Origin of the sequence: Enterococcus sp. DIV0187 (assembly GCF_051713785.1) — a bacterium.
Lineage (GTDB): Bacteria > Bacillota > Bacilli > Lactobacillales > Enterococcaceae > Enterococcus_A > Enterococcus_A avium.
The window spans coordinates 98915-116719 of the sequence record NZ_JBIOQO010000001.1; the positions used below are offsets into that span (position 1 = coordinate 98915).

General features: G+C 34.4%; 14 protein-coding genes. All 14 read left to right on the plus strand.

Features of this window, described 5'->3' with window-relative positions:
- Nucleotides 1-5 precede the first annotated feature (5 nt).
- The 14 genes from IGI52_RS00515 to IGI52_RS00580 all read left to right on the plus strand — a co-directional run bounded on the left by IGI52_RS00515 (nt 6) and on the right by IGI52_RS00580 (nt 17709).
- Nucleotides 6-1124: a glycosyltransferase family 4 protein gene (locus IGI52_RS00515; protein ID WP_438780098.1), complete on the plus strand. Its 1119-nt coding sequence runs from the start codon at nt 6-8 to the stop codon at nt 1122-1124.
- A 15-nt stretch (nt 1125-1139) separates the two neighbouring features.
- A complete protein-coding gene (locus tag IGI52_RS00520) occupies nt 1140-1934 on the plus strand; it encodes a glycosyltransferase family 2 protein (protein WP_438780099.1) in 795 nt (264 codons plus the stop codon).
- A gap of 15 nt (nt 1935-1949) precedes the next feature.
- A complete protein-coding gene (locus IGI52_RS00525) occupies nt 1950-2687 on the plus strand; it encodes a glycosyltransferase (RefSeq protein ID WP_016180576.1) in 738 nt (245 codons plus the stop codon).
- Nucleotides 2688-2755: 68 nt separating this feature from the next.
- Complete coding sequence (gene rfbA / locus IGI52_RS00530) at nt 2756-3625, plus strand: glucose-1-phosphate thymidylyltransferase RfbA (RefSeq protein WP_049218836.1); 870 nt, start codon at nt 2756-2758, stop codon at nt 3623-3625.
- Nucleotides 3626-3636: 11 nt separating this feature from the next.
- Nucleotides 3637-4209: a dTDP-4-dehydrorhamnose 3,5-epimerase gene (gene rfbC / locus IGI52_RS00535; protein WP_171030563.1), complete on the plus strand. Its 573-nt coding sequence runs from the start codon at nt 3637-3639 to the stop codon at nt 4207-4209.
- A 14-nt stretch (nt 4210-4223) separates the two neighbouring features.
- The gene (gene rfbB / locus IGI52_RS00540; protein WP_016180579.1) at nt 4224-5252 is read left to right on the plus strand and encodes a dTDP-glucose 4,6-dehydratase; all 1029 of its coding nucleotides are present in this window, start codon (nt 4224-4226) and stop codon (nt 5250-5252) included.
- 58 nt (nt 5253-5310) lie between these two features.
- A complete protein-coding gene (rfbD, locus tag IGI52_RS00545; protein WP_438780100.1) occupies nt 5311-6156 on the plus strand; it encodes a dTDP-4-dehydrorhamnose reductase in 846 nt (281 codons plus the stop codon).
- A gap of 12 nt (nt 6157-6168) precedes the next feature.
- On the plus strand, nt 6169-7035 hold the full coding sequence (locus IGI52_RS00550; protein ID WP_438780101.1) for a glycosyltransferase: 867 nt from the start codon (nt 6169-6171) through the stop codon (nt 7033-7035).
- Nucleotides 7007-9106, plus strand: a complete 2100-nt coding sequence (locus IGI52_RS00555; RefSeq protein WP_438780102.1) for a DUF7657 domain-containing protein — start codon at nt 7007-7009, stop codon at nt 9104-9106. The genes IGI52_RS00550 and IGI52_RS00555 overlap by 29 nt, the downstream gene beginning before the upstream one ends.
- A 144-nt stretch (nt 9107-9250) precedes the next feature.
- On the plus strand, nt 9251-10057 hold the full coding sequence (locus IGI52_RS00560; RefSeq protein WP_438782204.1) for an ABC transporter permease: 807 nt from the start codon (nt 9251-9253) through the stop codon (nt 10055-10057).
- Nucleotides 10058-10070: 13 nt separating this feature from the next.
- Nucleotides 10071-11276, plus strand: coding sequence for an ABC transporter ATP-binding protein (locus IGI52_RS00565; protein WP_438780103.1), 1206 nt, complete (start codon nt 10071-10073; stop codon nt 11274-11276).
- The gene (locus IGI52_RS00570) at nt 11273-14446 is read left to right on the plus strand and encodes a glycosyltransferase (RefSeq protein ID WP_438780104.1); all 3174 of its coding nucleotides are present in this window, start codon (nt 11273-11275) and stop codon (nt 14444-14446) included. Before IGI52_RS00565 ends, IGI52_RS00570 begins: the two co-directional genes overlap by 4 nt.
- A 14-nt stretch (nt 14447-14460) precedes the next feature.
- Nucleotides 14461-16614, plus strand: a complete 2154-nt coding sequence (locus IGI52_RS00575) for a glycosyltransferase family 2 protein (protein WP_438780105.1) — start codon at nt 14461-14463, stop codon at nt 16612-16614.
- A gap of 3 nt (nt 16615-16617) precedes the next feature.
- Complete coding sequence (locus tag IGI52_RS00580) at nt 16618-17709, plus strand: EpsG family protein (protein WP_438780106.1); 1092 nt, start codon at nt 16618-16620, stop codon at nt 17707-17709.
- Nucleotides 17710-17805 lie beyond the last annotated feature (96 nt).

The window sequence follows — 17805 nt, forward strand, 5'->3', positions numbered from 1 at the left end:
TCAACATGTTAGTATCATTCGGATTGATCATTAAGTACTTTTTAACATTTTTGATCGCATTAATTTTGACTCCGATTTTTAAAATAATTTCGGTACAAACTGGTTTGGTCGACAATCCTAATGCGCGCCGAATGAATCAAGTGCCAATGCCAAGTGCTGGTGGCTTGCCGATTTTTATTACTTTTGCTATTTCTTCACTATTTTTATTTCGTGATGCGATTCCTTTTGACTATATTAGTAAAATTTTGTTAGGTGCTTTAATTATCGTAATCACAGGCTTGCTAGATGATAAGTTCGAACTTTCTCCAAAACAAAAAAGTATAGGCATTTTACTGGCTGGTCTAGTGATCTATTATTACGCTGGTATTCGCTTTGACTTCTTTACCGCTCCATTATTCGGTCGAATTAACTTAGAGTGGCTTAGTTTGCCAGCTACATTGTTTTGGATTTTTGGTATTACGAATGCATTGAATTTGATCGATGGATTGGACGGACTTGCTTCAGGTGTATCAATCATTAGTTTGATGACAATCGGTATAATAGGGTATTTCTTTTTGCATTCATCACAGGTGTTTATATCTTTAGCTATTTTTTGTTTAGTTGCAAGTATATTAGGTTTTTTCCCATATAATTTTCATCCGGCCAAGATTTATCTAGGCGATACTGGAGCTCTGTTTTTAGGTTTTATGATTTCTGTATTAACTTTACAAGGCTTAAAAAATGTTACCTTTATCTCTTTGATTACTCCCTTAATTATTCTGGGTGTTCCAGTGACAGATACCTTTTTTGCCATGATACGTCGTAAAACAAGCAACATGCCGATCTCAATGGCCGACAAGCAGCATTTACATCATCGGCTGTTAAAATTAGGATTTACTCATCGTGGAGCTGTATTAACGATTTATGCCATTGCCGTATTATTTTCTTTTACTGCATTATTATTAAACTATACGAGCAGAGTGGGAACGATCGTTTTGATCATTGCGATGCTTTTTGCTTTGACTTTCCTGTTAGAGTTGATTGGGTTGATTCCGGAGAAATATGGAATTATTACAAAAAGTTTTCGTTTCTTTGGGAACAAAGAGTACCGTTCGCAGGTATTGCGCAAATATTTCAAGAAATGAGTGTTGACGTCCCTTATGAAAGTAAATGATATGAATGTGACTGTTAGCATTGTGACTCATAACAGCGACAAGATTTTTTTAAGTCTAGATTCATTAATCAGATCGCTAGGTAAAGATCAATCAATTCAAATTAAGATTTTTGATAATGCGTCTGAAGTGAAATACCAAGAACGTTTAGCAAAATACCTTGAGTATTCATTTGTATCGATTGAGTTCTTTGAAGAAAATAAAGGGTTTGGCTTCGGACATAACGCGAATCTCTTAGGTGTTTCTGGTTATGGAATTATTTTTAACCCCGATATTATATTGTCAGAAAATCATTTAAATGAAATGGTTAAGCATTTAGCTAATCATCCCAAATGTGGACTTTTGGCTCCCAAAATCTTGAATGAGGATGGAACAACACAATACCTAATACGTAATCATTTAGATGTCTTTGATTATATGCTTCGGTTTATTCCGTTTAAGTTTGTTAAAAGGCTGTTTGCAAAACGGTTAGCAAAATTTGAATGTCGTGATTTACCGGATGATCAAGATAGTTTTGTACGAATGATTTCTGGCAGCTTTATGGTGGTGGATCTAGTCAAGTTCAATGAAATCAATGGATTTGACGATCGCTACTTTATGTATTTTGAGGACAATGATCTTTGTCGTAAAATGGAGCAAGCTGGCTACAAGGCGTTATACAGTCCTCAATTTTCAGTTATTCATTTATATGAGCGTGGAGCAGTTAAAAATCAACACTTATTTTTCATTTTTTTACAGTCCATGAGAAAATACTTTCAAAAATGGGGCTGGCAATTCTTTTAAATTTGGAGGTAGGGGATGCTAAAGCAATCCGAGAAGCGGATATCTGTTTGTATGGCAACGTACAACGGCCGTCACTTTATTGAAGAACAATTGAATAGCATATTCCCACAGCTCTCGGAGCATGATGAGTTGATTATTTCCGACGACCATTCAACAGATGGAACGTGGGAATTTTTATTAGAGTTGGAAGCAAAAGATTCACGGATCAAGCTTTTTCGAAATAATGGACAAGGTTTGATTGCTAATTTTGCAAATGCAATTGAAAAAAGTGCGCATTCAATTATTTTTTTGAGTGATCAGGATGATGTTTGGCTTCCGGATAAGGTAAAAAAAACAATGCCTTATTTTGATAATCCTCAAACACAGGCTGTCATTTCTGATTTGGTTATTGTGGACAATAATTTTGAAGTTTTGGTTCCTTCTTATCAAGCGATGCGCCATACGCATTCTGGTTTTTGGCATAATCTCGTGAAAAGCAGTTATATTGGTGCCGGTATGGCATTTCGATCGGGATTAAAAGAGATTATCTTACCGATTCCGCAAGAAGTTCCGATGCACGATATGTGGATTGGCTTATTAGCTGATTATTATCGAGGAGTTGTCTTTATTCCTGATCAATTGGTCTATTATCGTCGTCATGGTTTGAACGCTTCGGAAATCAAGACCACTGCTTCGCGCATCCAACAATTTAAGTGGCGCTGGAATGCGTTGCAATTGGTAAGAAAAAGAATAAAAGAAATCAAAAAAAAATAGCAAAACGATTCTTCTAATAACTAACATCAGGTATAATATGTTCGTATGTATTAAAAAGGAGCGTAATTATGAAAGGAATTATCTTAGCAGGGGGTAGCGGAACTCGTTTATACCCTCTAACTAAAGCAACCTCGAAACAATTAATGCCGGTTTATGATAAACCAATGATTTACTACCCAATGTCAACATTGATGCTGGCTGGAATCAATGAGATTTTAATTATCTCAACACCACAAGATACACCAAGGTTTGAAAATCTTTTTGGAGATGGAAATGAATTAGGCATCCACATTGAGTACGCTGTTCAGGAAAGTCCGGATGGCTTGGCACAGGCTTTTATTATTGGTGAAGAATTTATTGGCGATGATAGTGTCTGTTTAGTTCTGGGAGACAATATTTATTATGGTGATGGATTGTCCCGCATGCTGCAACGAGCAGCTAAGAAAACTGAAGGTGCAACAGTTTTTGGTTATCATGTAAATGATCCGGAACGTTTTGGCGTGGTGGAGTTTGACAATGAGATGCAAGCCGTGTCAATCGAAGAAAAACCTGAAAAACCAAAATCTCACTATGCAGTAACTGGTTTGTATTTCTATGACAATGATGTAGTAGAAATTGCAAAGAACATCCAGCCTTCTGAGCGTGGAGAGTTAGAAATCACTGATGTAAACAAAGAATATTTAGTACGCAATAAATTATCTGTAGAAGTAATGAGTCGCGGATTTGCGTGGTTAGATACTGGTACTCACGAATCATTATTAGAAGCGTCAACATTTATTTCAACGATTGAGAAGCGTCAAAATTTGAAGGTGGCTTGTTTAGAGGAGATTTCCTATCGAATGGGCTATATCACAAAAGAGCAATTGATCGAACTTGCCCAACCATTAAAGAAAAATCAGTATGGACAATACCTATTACGTTTAGCAGAAGAGGAATAAGCATGGGGAAAATTAAGGTAACAGAAACAAATTTAACAGATGTAAAAATTATTGAACCAGCAGTTTTTGGCGATCACCGCGGCTTTTTCACTGAAAGTTTTTCAGTAGAAGACTTCAAAGCAGCTGGAATAGATTTTGATTTTATTCAAGACAATCATTCACTTTCAACACAACCAGGTGTGCTGCGAGGCTTACACTTTCAAAAGGGAAAATCAGCCCAAACGAAATTGATTCGCGTTGTGACGGGAGCAGTTCTCGATGTCATCGTGGATATCCGTAAAGGAAGTCCAACTTATGGGAAATGGGAAGGTTATATTCTTTCTGAGCATAATCATCGTCAATTGTTAGTTCCTCGAGGATATGCTCACGGATTTGTTACATTGACCCCAAATGTCAATTTCATGTACAAGTGTGATAATTATTACGATGCAGAGGCAGATGGTGGTATTTCATTTGCAGATCCAGATTTAGCGATTGATTGGCCGATTGATATCGAAAAAGCCATCACATCAGAAAAAGATGCAAAACAACCAACCTTGAAAGAATTTGAAGCTGAAAATCCTTTCGTTTATGGTGAAATTTAAGGGGTAGATAATTGATGAAAAATATTATCGTAACTGGTGGAGCAGGTTTCATCGGCTCTAACTTTGTTCATTATGTTGCAAATAATCATCCAGATGTCCACATTACTGTTTTAGATAAATTAACTTACGCAGGAAACAAGGAAAATTTAGCTGGATTACCTGAAGATCGAGTAGAATTAGTAGTTGGCGATATTGCTGATGCAGAGTTAGTTGATCGTTTAGTCAAAAAAACAGATGCGGTTGTTCATTATGCGGCCGAATCTCACAATGACAATTCTCTAAAAGATCCATTTCCTTTTGTTCAAACGAACATCATTGGAACCTATACATTGATTGAAGCATGTCGAAAAAATAATGTGCGGTATCATCATGTATCCACCGATGAAGTATATGGCGATCTTCCATTAAGAGAAGATTTGCCCGGCCATGGTGAAGGTGAAGGAGAAAAATTCACAGCAGAAACACCTTACAATCCTTCAAGTCCATATTCGTCAACCAAAGCAGGATCAGATTTATTAGTAAAAGCTTGGGTACGGTCGTTTGGATTACGGGCGACAATTTCAAATTGTTCAAATAACTATGGACCGTATCAACATATTGAAAAATTCATTCCCCGTCAAATTACAAACATTTTGAGCGGAATTCGTCCAAAATTGTACGGTGACGGTAAGAATGTGCGAGATTGGATACACACTAATGATCATTCTTCTGCTGTTTGGGCAATCTTAACCAAGGGTAAGATTGGTGAAACCTATCTGATTGGTGCGGATGGAGAAGAAGATAATAAAACCGTAATGGAGATCATCTTAGAAGAAATGGGTCAACCAAAAGACGCATACGATCATGTAAAGGATCGTGCTGGGCATGATTTACGTTATGCAATCGATTCAACGAAATTACGAGAAGAATTAGGGTGGACACCAGAATTTACGAACTTCCGTGCGGGTATGAAAGACACCATTAAATGGTATACTGAGCATGAAGAGTGGTGGCGTGCTGAAAAAGAAGCGGTCGAAAGTAATTACGCCAAAAACGGCCAATAATACTAATTGAATCTGGCAGGGGTAACCTGCCTTTTTTTGAGAAAAGGAGTCGATAGAAATGATCTTAATTACAGGTGGACACGGACAATTAGGAACAGAGTTACGTCATTTATTAGATGAAAAAAAGCTTGAGTATCTTTCAACGGATGCTGATCAGCTTGATATTACCGATAAAGAGGGGACGTACAAGTTCATTACAGATATGAAACCAGAAATTATCTATCATTGTGCTGCTTACACTGCTGTTGATAAGGCGGAGGACGAAGGAAAAGAGTTAGATGAAAAAATCAACGTGGAAGGCACACGTAACGTTGCTGAAGCAGCAAAAGCTGCCGGAGCAACATTAATTTATATTAGTACGGATTACGTCTTTGATGGTAAGAAAAAAGAAGGTATGTATCAAGTAGACGATACGACAAACCCATTAAGCGAATATGGCCGAACGAAACTATTGGGCGAAAAAGCTGTACAAGAAACGATGGATGACTATTATATCATCCGTACTTCATGGGTATTTGGCATCTATGGTCATAACTTTATTTATACCATGCAGAAATTAGCTAAAACGCATGATCGTTTGACGGTTGTAAATGATCAATTCGGCCGACCAACTTGGACACGGACATTAGCAGAATTTATGGTATTCGTCATTAAAAAGAAAGCACCATTCGGCATTTATCATTTATCGAATGAAAACAGCTGTTCATGGTATGAGTTCGCAAAAGAAATTTTGAAAGATACAGATGTAGAAGTAGCACCAGTGACTTCTGAGGAGTATCCGCAAAAAGCCACTCGTCCGCAATATTCAATCATGGACTTAAGTAAAGCCAAAGGATTAGGTTTTGAAATACCTACGTGGCAAGAAGCATTAGCCAGTTTTCTTGAATTAGAAGAAAAACAATAGGAAAAGATAGAGGTGAGAAGTTTGTTTGAAGTAGTGGTTGTTCTTTATAATATGACGTTTTCTGAGTCGCCGACGATCATGAGTCTAAACGAACTTCTTGCCTCAGGAACTTTTCCGGAAATTCAAAAAGTCTTGATTTTCGATAATAGTGAGCAGGGGACAGAACCAGTAGAATTAGAAGGGCGTTTCATTTATTATCACAGTAAAAAAAATGTTGGATTGGCTCAGGCTTATAATTACGCTTTGGACCAAAGCAATGATGACACAGAATGGCTGATGACCTTAGATCAAGATACAAAGCTAACGAAAGAATACTTAAGTGAACTAATTAGTACATCTTCAGAATTGTCAGAAACTGTCGCAGCCGTGGCTCCGATAGTAACAGACAATGAACGACAAATTTCTCCTGTACGTAGCGATACTTTGCGTCCATTACATACAGAATTACCTGAAAAAGATCGTGTATATTCTAAGGATATTATGGTGATTAATTCAGGAACGGCAATAAGAACGATTTTTTTACGAAAACTGGGCGGGTACAATATTCATTTTCCATTAGACTACTTGGATCATTGGCTTTGCTGGCGTATCTTTAACGAACATCAACAAATCTATATTCTTTCAAATGAACTAGAACATCAATTATCAGTGTTAGACTATAAAAATCATATGAATCTTTCTCGTTATCTAGCAATCATTCAAGCTGAAAAATGCTATTATTATTTATATAACAAACAATTGCTTCCTCAATATCGAAGGCAACTATTACTTCGTGGATGTAAACAGTTTTTAACTGGAAGATTTAACTATGGAAAATTGACATTCGAATTTTTAATTTCAGGAGGAAAAAATGGAAACACGGGCAGAAAAGCGGACTAGCATAGAGCAAAATAGTAAGAATTGGTTGTTCTATTTTTTTGATATCGTAATTAAATTAAGATTTGTTCTTGCCGTGATTGGATTATTTCTAATTATTTTTTTTCGATTAAATGGAAGCTCAATTAATATTTGGAATGGGCAGTTGCATGATCAAGATCATGGAAAGAAAAATACTGTAATATTGGGTAAAAATCGAATCGTTCGTAGTGATGAGTGGATGGTACAAACGCCTTTTTATGGATCACAGGTAGAAAAAGGTTTTCCCGTTCATAATGACTCTTTTTCTCCAAATGGACAAAATATGATTTTAGCTTATAATGCCCCAGTTAAGGATTTAACTATTATTGGAAAACCTTTTAATTGGGGCTTTCTTTTCTTGGACCGTGACCGAGGTTTCTCTTGGTATTGGGGAGTTAAACTTATTGGCATTATTCTATTGTCATTTGAGTTGATATTGATTATCACGAAACGAAATAAGTATTTAGCACTATTAGGCTCTATAATGATTCCTTTTTCACCTGGAGTTCAATGGTGGTTCATGCAACATTTAGGGGATCTTGTTTTTTACTCGTTGGGTTTGATGGTCTTTTTTTATTACTATTTTAAATACCATAAATCTACATTCCTTAGAATAACTAATGCATTTACTTGTGCCTTAATGGGAATAGGGTTTGTTTTGGTTTTGTATCCTGCCCATCAAGTAACATTTGGCTATTTATTACTATTCTTTTGGTTAGCCACAGTGATTCATTTTCAAGGAACTTACCAATTTAAATCTTCGGATCTGATTATAATCGGCAGTGCTATTGCATTGGTAGGTATTTGTCTGATCCACTTCTATTTGATCACTAAAGAGGATTTATCAACAACATTGGGAACCCTTTATCCTGGAAAGAGAGTAAGTACTGGTGGAAATCTGAAACTTGAAGAATTACTATACTATTTCACTAATTGGAAACTACCTTTTAAGGATAGTGGAATAGTTATTAACATGAGTGAAATGAGTTCTTTTTATAATATTTTTCCGCTTGCTGTAGTTGCTGCGCCATTTTTATTCAAAACAGCTTCTGATAAGGAGCGCTGGTTAAGAGAGAATTCTTTTGGAATAAGTTTACTCATGTTTTGTTTAGTAATCCTTGGTTGGTTGGTAATAGGATTGCCGATACCATTAGCTAAAATCACCTTATTATCTTACGTACCAAATTATCGGGCGGTTCAAATATTTAGCTATGGAGCAATGTTGCTATCATTTTGGCTAATCAATCTTCTGTGGGAAAAGAAGGAAACGAACTCACAAACTATTTTAATAGTGATGTCACTGGTTATTTCTCTAATTAATTATATTATCTTAACGAATAGTGTCCTAGTTAAATATCTAAATCATATTGAGATAATAGTATCTGTTGGAGTATCCTTACTATTTATGCTGTTAATCCTTGTGAAGAAGCGATTATTGTTTGGAGTCGGATTACTTATTTTAGTTGGTTATTCAGGTTTTACAGTAAATCCAATAAATCAAGGAACAAGTGCTTTGTATGGAAAGGCTTTGGCCACAGAAATTAAAGAAATTGAAAAAAAAGATCCAGGACAACTTTGGGTTTCGGAAGATAGTTTATATAATTTTACACCAGCATTGGGCGTAAAAAGCTTTAATACGGTTATGTTTACACCAGATATAAAAACATGGCAGGAAATTTTTCCTAATGAGAAATCTGAGGAAGAAATCTACAATAGATATGCACATGTTAAAGCAGCTATTACAGGAAAACCAACTTCCCTTAAACTATTAACGGCAGATAGTTTTATTGCTGAGTTAAACCCAAAAACTCTAGAACAACTTGGAGTTAAGTACGTGATTAGTCGTCGCGATTTATCTGTATATAATATTGATAACATTACTTTTACAATAGTTAGCGATCGATCTCCAGACAATTACAGCATTTTTCAAGTCCACTATGATTATTACATTGACCCAAAATCAATTGTTGATTTACCTGTACAGGACCCTAATACGATTCAAGGGATTGATCCACAATTAGATAGTGGTTTTGTATATGGACAACCCCATTAAGTTTAAAGATATTTGTAAGAAGCAAGGAGCCACGGAGAGTTTTTGTCGGTCCCTTGCTTTTTCATTTTAGTTTATGTAAAATTGGAATGTTGATTTGCATAATAATCGAGCAATATAAATATATTATAGAAGGGTTTTATTCTAATTATGAGAAGCTTATTATCTTTCACAAAAGAACTATTTCAAAATAAAAAACTAGTATTTCAATTTTCTATAAATGACTTTAAGGCGCGATATGCAGGATCTTTTTTTGGAGTTTTATGGGCATTTGTGAACCCGTTAGTGACTGTTCTAACCTATTGGTTTGTTTTTGGGTTCGGTTTGAAATCTGGTTTGACAGATGGAAAATATCCTTTCATTGTTTTTTTAATCACTGGTATGGTACCATGGTTCTTTTTCTCGGATTCGATCACAAGTTCAACCAATGTTTTCAGAGAATACTCATACTTAGTAAAAAAAGTAGTCTTCAATATTAGGATATTACCAACAACTAAAATTTTATCAAATCTATATACCCACTTATTTTTTATTCTAATAACATTAATTGTTTCAGCTGCGAATGGGTTTACACCAACAATTTACACCTTACAGATTTTTTATTATATATTTTGTCTGTTATTTTTTTTAACTGGACTGACCTGGATTACTTCTTCTATCCAACCTTTTTTCCCAGATGTAGCGCAAATAATCAATATTTTATTACAAACAGTTATGTGGACATTACCAATTTTATGGAGCCCTAGTGCATTTTCTCCAAGAATTGTTTCTTTTTTAAAATTAAACCCTTTGTTCTACGTTGTTCAAGGATACCGCGAATCTTTTTTGAGTGAAGGATGGTTTTTCGAGCATTGGAAAATGAGTTTATACTTTTGGTTATTTACATTAATCATGTTACTACTTGGTTCAATGATATTTAAACGTTTGAGACCACATTTCTCAGATGTATTATAAGGAGCAAATAATTATGTCAGATTATGCAATTCAAATGAGTCATATTACAAAGACTTATAATATGTATACAAAGTCTTCTGACCGATTTAAGGAAGCTATGAGTTTTAGAAAAAAAAGTTATCATGATGTTTTCTATGCTCTGGACGATGTTAATATAGATATAAAAAAAGGTGAGATGATTGGTTTTATCGGTGAAAATGGATCGGGTAAGTCAACCATGTTGAAAATAATTACTGGAGTATTGACACCGTCCAAGGGAAATATGAAGATTGAAGGAAAAATTTCTGCTTTATTGGAATTAGGATCTGGCTTCAATCCCGAATACTCTGGTTACGAGAATATTTTCTTGAATGGGATGGTTTTAGGGTTCTCTAGAGATGAAATTGAAGAAAAGGTAGATGACATCGTTCAATTTGCGGATATTGGTGATCATATACATCAACCGGTTAAGACATATTCTAGTGGGATGTTTGTCCGCTTAGCATTTGCCGTTGCCATTAATGTTGATCCTGATATTTTAATCGTTGATGAAGCGTTAGCTGTTGGAGACTTGGAATTTCAATTGAAATGTATGGAAAAATTTACTGAGATAAAAAATTCGGGTAAAACAATTCTTTTTGTATCTCATGATATTAATTCTGTCCGGCGTTTTTGCGATCGTGTCTATTGGCTAAAAAATGGCATTGTAGTAGAGGAAGGCGACACGATGGATGTTACGACGAATTACGAAAATTTTTTAAAGAAGAAGTCCATTAAAACTGTAGATCGAGAAAAATCACGTGAAAAAGAACAATCAATTCCTGATATTGTTGAAGTTAATTCAGCTGTTATACTGGATGAAAACTTAGAAAAAGTTGATATTGTGGAACAGGATCAAAAAGTTATTGTGAAAATTAATTACACTGTGATGGATGACTCAATTAGAAATCCTGTTTTAGGTGTTGCAATTCGAACAGTTGATAATCATTATGTTTGTGGATTGAATACTTTATTAGATAATATTAAGATACCATTTGAAAAAGGAGAAAATGTTTTTTATATCGAGTATGAAAAAATGTCCTTGTTAACAGGTGAATACTACTTTGATGTTGCCTTTTTTGAAGAACACGCTACGGTGCCTTTAGTTTACAAAACGAAATATATCAACATGTTTATCAGTGGGAAATATACTGGCGAAGGTATTGTAATCTTGGATCACGAATGGAAAGGAAAAATATGAAATACGATTTTGATATGGATATAGATGAATCAACCAGTGTTGGAAAAATTGCTGCTCATATTAAAGAAGGAGCGAGCATTTTAGAATTCGGTCCAGGTAATGGTCGAATGACAAAATATTTAATGGGAAAGAAAAAGTGTTCTGTTTCGATTGTTGAACTCGATAAAGAGCTCTATGATTATGTCATTAAGATAGCAAAAGACGGTTTTTATGGCAATATAGAGGATTATAAGTGGACCAAACATTTTGAAGGAAAAAAATTTGACTACATTCTATTTGCAGATGTTCTAGAGCATTTAATTGATCCTAAAAAGACTTTAGAAATTGTGAAAGATTTTCTAAAAGATGATGGTGAGATTTTGATTACTTTCCCAAACATTGCGCATAATTCTGTTCTAATCAATTTGTTCAATAATAAACTGGAGTGGACAAAGTATGGCTTGTTGGATGCGACGCATAAAACGTTTTATACTCAAGATGGATTTGAACAAATTTTCAATGAAGTAGGTCTATTTATCAGCCGTGAGGATTTCACATTTAATGAAGTTGGAAATAATGAAATTGATTCACACTATGAAGACTTACCGCTAGAATTACATTATGCTTTTCGAATGCGACCTTATGGGGAAGTATATCAGTATTTTTTTGCTTTGAAAAAACATTCTGTAGAAAATCCGGACATTGCAGTTTTAGAAAACCATAATTTCATTAAACAACTGAAAATTGTCTATAAATTTTCTGATCATATAGAAGAAAAAACACATGAAATAAATTCTTATACCAATGAGAACAGTGTTTTTTCATTTGTTGTTCCAGAAGGAGTTGATAGCATTCGATTCTACCCGTTTCCAGATAATTTGGGTGGGGTTATTTCTTTTTATGCTGAAGCGGATGATAAGGAAATATTGACTTTACAATCTAGTGCTATTTTTTCTTCCGAAAACAAGTATTTGTTTACCAATATGAAGCCCGCTTATTTAGCTATTAGCGGAAAAGAAGTAGCAGGAAAAGAGATTTCAGTGAATATTTCTTATGATTTTCAAGGACAATATTATTTAGAATTAAATAAATTGATGTTTGCTTATCAGGATTTTAAAACTGAAAGAGATAAAATAATTCAACGGTATAATCAAGTACTAGAGAAGCAAATTGCTTTTTCGAGAACACCTTTGAAAACGTTCATCCATGAAGTTTCTTTAAACATTGATGAGGTAAAATATAATCCACAAACACTCACTACTACGATCAAAGGGTGGGCATTTAGTAACAATGATCATAAATCTTTCAATTTTGATATAGCAGCTGACAACAGTCCGATAGTTACAGTGAAATCAGTTGAGAGACCAGATGTAGCTGAACAATTTGACTTAGAAAATGATCAGTTTGGATTTGAAATAGACATATACGATCCAAATCAGCGTTCAACGTTTGACTTGATTATGACAACTGAAGCAGAAAACACCTATGGGGTAGTGGTTAATGCGAAAGACGCTAACTATATGCCAATCAAACGACAAACGAAAATTCGTAAATTTGCTAGTTCAATCAAGCATCGCGGTATTGTTGGAACATTAAATCATCTTCTAAAACGCTCGCAACAACAAAATGCGTATGAACATTGGATTGCCAAAAATGAAGTTTTTGATCATGAAAAGATTGAAAATCAAATTATCAACTTTAAGTTCAAACCGAAAATTTCGATCGTAGTTCCTGTTTATAATGTAGAAGAAAAATGGTTGGACGCATGTATCTCGTCATTAAAAAAACAATTTTACTCAAATTGGGAATTATGTTTAGCAGATGATGCATCTCCTAAGGAACATATCAAACCATTGTTACAAAGGTATGCTGATGAAGACCAACGAATCAAGGTTGTCTATCGTAAAAAAAACGGACATATTTCAGAAGCAACTAATTCAGGTTTGGAAATCGCTACAGGCGATTATATTGGTTTTATGGATAATGATGATGAATTAGCTCCAAATGCATTATATGAGATTGTTAAAGCATTGAATGAAGATCCAACGATTGATTTCATTTACACAGATGAAGATAAAATGGATCAAGATGGCAAACGTTACGATGCGTTTTTTAAACCCGATTGGAATCCAATATTGATTATGCAGCATAACTACATTACGCATTTTGTGGTTGTGAAAAGAGGGCTACAGCAAGAAATTGGGGGACTCAAAACAGAGTTTAATGGTAGCCAAGATTATGATTTTGTGCTGCGAGCAACTGAAGTAGCACAGAATATTCATCATGTACGCAAAATTCTATATCATTGGCGAGCAATAGACTCTTCCACCGCACTAAATCCTGAAAGTAAAAATTATGCTTATGTAGCAGGGAAACGGACACTAGAGGCAGCAATCAAAAGGCGTAAACTAGAAGGTTCTGTTAAAATTGCTGATTTTTTCGGTTGTTACCAAATAAATTATGAATTTAGTAGTCAGCCTTTTGTTTCCGTAATTATTCCAGAAGAGTCAAAACATAGTCAGGAAAATATTGAAAAAATTTTAAACAAAACTCATTATCAAAATTACGAGATTGTTCATAATGAAAAACAATTGTCTATCAATAGCTCACGTTTACGGTATGTCGAGGGAGATTTAAACTTAATGATTTCCCAATCTGCAGGTGAGTATATCGTAGTTTTGGACAAGGAATTAGTTCCTCAAAACGCCAAATGGATTGAAGAATTATTAAATTATAGTCGATTACTTTCAGTTGGTTTGACTAGTGGAAAAATTATTGATGAAAGTAATAAAATCGAAAATATTGGTGTTTCACTTGATGTTTCTAAAAACAAAGTTGTTTATCCTGAGGTAGGATCACCAGCAACTAACCTGGGATATTATTACCGAATTGCCTTACCCAGAAACATCCAAGCAACCACTGGTGGCTGTGTTATGTTCAGCAAAATGGACTTTGACAAGATAGGCGGTCTTGATCTATCTTTACCAACTGAATTATTTTGGATAGATTTTTCACTAAAAATCGCTCAATTAAACAAAAGAATAGTATATACTTCTTATGCAAGATTTAAGCGGACTATGAAACAAAACCGTTCATTAGCTGAATTAGATATTACAAAGCTGGAAGAAAAATGGTCAATAGAACAATTGCTAGATCCTTATGGACAATCGAACAGCTTACTAGAAAACTAGCGGAGGAACTATAGATGAGTAGCGCTGAGATAAAAATCACAATTGACAGCATCATAAAAAATGGTGATACTGACACAATAATAATGACTGGCTGGACGTTGAATGAACAGAAGAAGCGATCACCTAAAATTACTGTCAGTGATGAATACCAAAATGAAGTAACAATCCAACGTATGTATCGCCTGGATGTTAATACGTTATTTGATATTCCAAATGAAGAAAATTGTGGTTTTGAAATCAAGGTAACAGGAAAGGTGAAGGGAACTTTGCCGATCAATTTTTCATTAGATCAGGATAAAAAAGTCTATTATTTGAAAACCAACAAAATGTATAGTTTGGAGCCAGGAACAGAAACTCCAACTCAACTAATAATAACTAAAGTAAAAAAAGGGTTGAAGTATTTACGTAAAAACGGAATTAAAAGTGCTTTTCAACGGTATCAACTTGAGAAAAAAATTGGTGGCGATGAGTATCGCGCATGGATTTTACAAAATGAAGACGAAGATATTTCTCAATTTGAATTTCAACTAGATGATTTGGCTGTAAGACCTTTAATTTCTGTAATTATGCCTGTCTATAATGTCAATGTTCGTTGGTTATCTGAAGCGATTGATTCACTGATAAAACAATTGTATCCTAATTGGGAACTATGTATTTGTGATGATGCTTCTACCTCTCTTGAAGTAACAGATTTCTTAAGGAAGATCAATGAAAAAGACGACCGGATAAAAGTTATTTATCGTGAGGAAAATGGTCACATTAGTAAAGCTAGTAATGATGCTTTAAAATTAGCAAAGGGCGAATATGTTGCATTGATGGACAACGATGATGTGTTATCGCCGTTGGCATTATTAAGGGTTGTTCAAGCGATCAATCAAAATAGAGATTTAAAATTAATTTATACTGATGAGGATAAAATCGATAAAAATGGTAAACGATTTGAACCTAACTTTAAACCGGACTGGTCACCTGATTTGTTATTAGGTACCAATTATATCTCTCATTTAAGTGTATTTGATCACCATTTATTAAGTAAAATAAATGGTTTTAGAACTGGTTTTGAAGGGGCACAGGATTATGATTTAGTGTTGCGGTTCACTGAAAAAATTAGCGAAGAGCAAATTTATCATATACCAGAAGTTCTCTATCATTGGCGTGCGTTAGAAGGCTCAACTGCTAAAGAGCAGGGGGAAAAGAGTTACGCGAGTGATGCAGGTTTAAAATCATTGCAAGATGCATTTATCAGAAGAAAAATAAGAGGTAAAATATCGAACGGAATTGCACCAGGTTTTTATGATATCCGATACGATGTTCTGAACGAAGAAAAAGTTAGTATCATTATTCCCACCAAAAACGGTTCGGATGTATTGAAGGCATGTGTAGATTCTATTATTGAAAAAACAACATATTCTAATTATGAAATTATTATTGCCGATAACGGATCCGATGAAATAGCGATGGAGGAGATGTATCGACGTTATCAAGAAATAATGGGTGAGCGTTTTATTGTTCAACGGATTAATATACCGTTTAATTTCTCACGTATCAATAATATTGCTGCAAAAAGTGCTAATGGGAAATATCTACTATTCTTAAATAATGATACTGAAGTGATCAATCCTGATTGGATGACGATTTTGGTTTCATATGCTCAGTTTTCACATGTAGGTTGTGTGGGTGCAAAACTTTATTATCCAGATAACACGATTCAACATGCAGGAATTATTATGGGATTAGGTGGTATTGCTGGACATGGGCATCATTATTTTCCTAAAGGAGATCTAGGTTATTTTGGACGTTTGTGTTTAGATAATGATTATATGGCAGTAACTGCTGCTTGTGTAATGATCAAAGCTAATGATTTTAAAGCGGTAAAGGGATTTGATGAAGAATTTGTTGTAGCTTTTAATGATGTAGATTTATGTTTGAAAGTTTATGAGCTCGGTCGTACAAATATTTGGGCTCATCAGGCCACCCTTTATCATTTTGAATCTAAGACTCGTGGTTATGAAAACACAGCAGAAAAAATCAAGCGTTTTGAGGGTGAAAAGAAGTTGCTAAAAAAGAAGTGGTACAAGTATATTGCACATGATCCATTTTATAATCCTAATTTGACTAGAGGAACTGGCAATTTTACTGTTCGCATTCATGATAAGTATGAGGGCTAAATTATGATGTATTTAATTAGTGCCTTAACTATTATAATCAATTTGATTTTTAGCAAAAATAAGTATGTATCTATTGCTTCAGGCGTCTTTCTTTGGATAGGCATGGCTTTTAATGATGTTATTGTCGATCGAACGCAATATAGGAGAATGTATGCCAATCCATTGAAATTTAATGAGGAATGGGGCTACACTTATCTTCAATTATTGGCAAGAAAATTTGGATTGAGTTTCCAAGTCTTCTTTGCTATTTTAATTGGTGCGTGTCTTGCAGTTGCAATTTTAACCATTATAAGAAATACTACGAATCCAGGATTTGTGTTGGCACTATATTTTATTTTTCCTTACTTAATGGATGCAGCTCAAGTTAGAAGTTTTTTAGCTGGTTGTATTATTACGGCTATTGTTCCATTATTGCTGAATTTCAGTCTCAAAAATGTGTTTAGTTATATAGTCGGTATTTTTATAGCTGGCTTATTTCACTATTCAGCCTATTTCTATTTGCTATTTTTAATTACTTATTTTTTGAGTTGGAAAGTGATAGTACCGCTTTTCGCAATTATAGCGTTTGTTTTGATGAGTAATATCATTCCATTACTAAAAATTATTGCAAAAATCATCCCATTATTAAGTACTAAAATAGATCGTTATTTGAAACCTGAGCTATTCACAGCATCTAATGAGATGTGGGCTTATACGATTTACTTAATAGCGTTGATTTTATTAACGGTGGTTACATATTTGATTCTACGTAATTATGATTATGCAACTCGTGAGCAGACAAAAAAAAGAAGTATTTCAAGAAAACCGAATCAAACAAATTTCTCAGACTTAATGTTGAAACTCGATGGTATTTTACTGCTCATTTTACCATTAATTTCAGTTTCAGTGAGCTATGATCGTGTAATACGAATGATGCTACTTACACATTATATCTACTTTTCAAAGGTATTCTCTTTAAAAATTTCTTTTTCTGCCAAGACAATATACTTTATGCTTTTACTAATATTTGTTGTTTACTACTTGTGGTTTTTTATTTATACAAGATTCCCAGCAGCGGTATTCTGGCCGTTCTTCCAAGGAAATTCTATTTTTTAAAATTTAAAACTATTCTGAATCATTATTTATATAGCTCACAGATTTGTTGGAGAGCTAAAATTTCCGGCTCTTCGTCAAATCGTGGTGGTGGAGACA

Coding starts and splice junctions, on each gene's coding strand:
- IGI52_RS00525 (WP_016180576.1), top strand. CDS start 1,950: ATGCTAAAGCAATCCGAGAAGCGGATATCTGTTTGTATGGCAACGTAC.
- IGI52_RS00515 (WP_438780098.1), top strand. CDS start 6: ATGTTAGTATCATTCGGATTGATCATTAAGTACTTTTTAACATTTTTG.
- rfbB (WP_016180579.1), top strand. CDS start 4,224: ATGAAAAATATTATCGTAACTGGTGGAGCAGGTTTCATCGGCTCTAAC.
- IGI52_RS00580 (WP_438780106.1), top strand. CDS start 16,618: ATGATGTATTTAATTAGTGCCTTAACTATTATAATCAATTTGATTTTT.
- IGI52_RS00555 (WP_438780102.1), top strand. CDS start 7,007: ATGGAAACACGGGCAGAAAAGCGGACTAGCATAGAGCAAAATAGTAAG.
- rfbD (WP_438780100.1), top strand. CDS start 5,311: ATGATCTTAATTACAGGTGGACACGGACAATTAGGAACAGAGTTACGT.
- IGI52_RS00520 (WP_438780099.1), top strand. CDS start 1,140: ATGAAAGTAAATGATATGAATGTGACTGTTAGCATTGTGACTCATAAC.
- rfbA (WP_049218836.1), top strand. CDS start 2,756: ATGAAAGGAATTATCTTAGCAGGGGGTAGCGGAACTCGTTTATACCCT.
- IGI52_RS00575 (WP_438780105.1), top strand. CDS start 14,461: ATGAGTAGCGCTGAGATAAAAATCACAATTGACAGCATCATAAAAAAT.
- IGI52_RS00565 (WP_438780103.1), top strand. CDS start 10,071: ATGTCAGATTATGCAATTCAAATGAGTCATATTACAAAGACTTATAAT.
- IGI52_RS00570 (WP_438780104.1), top strand. CDS start 11,273: ATGAAATACGATTTTGATATGGATATAGATGAATCAACCAGTGTTGGA.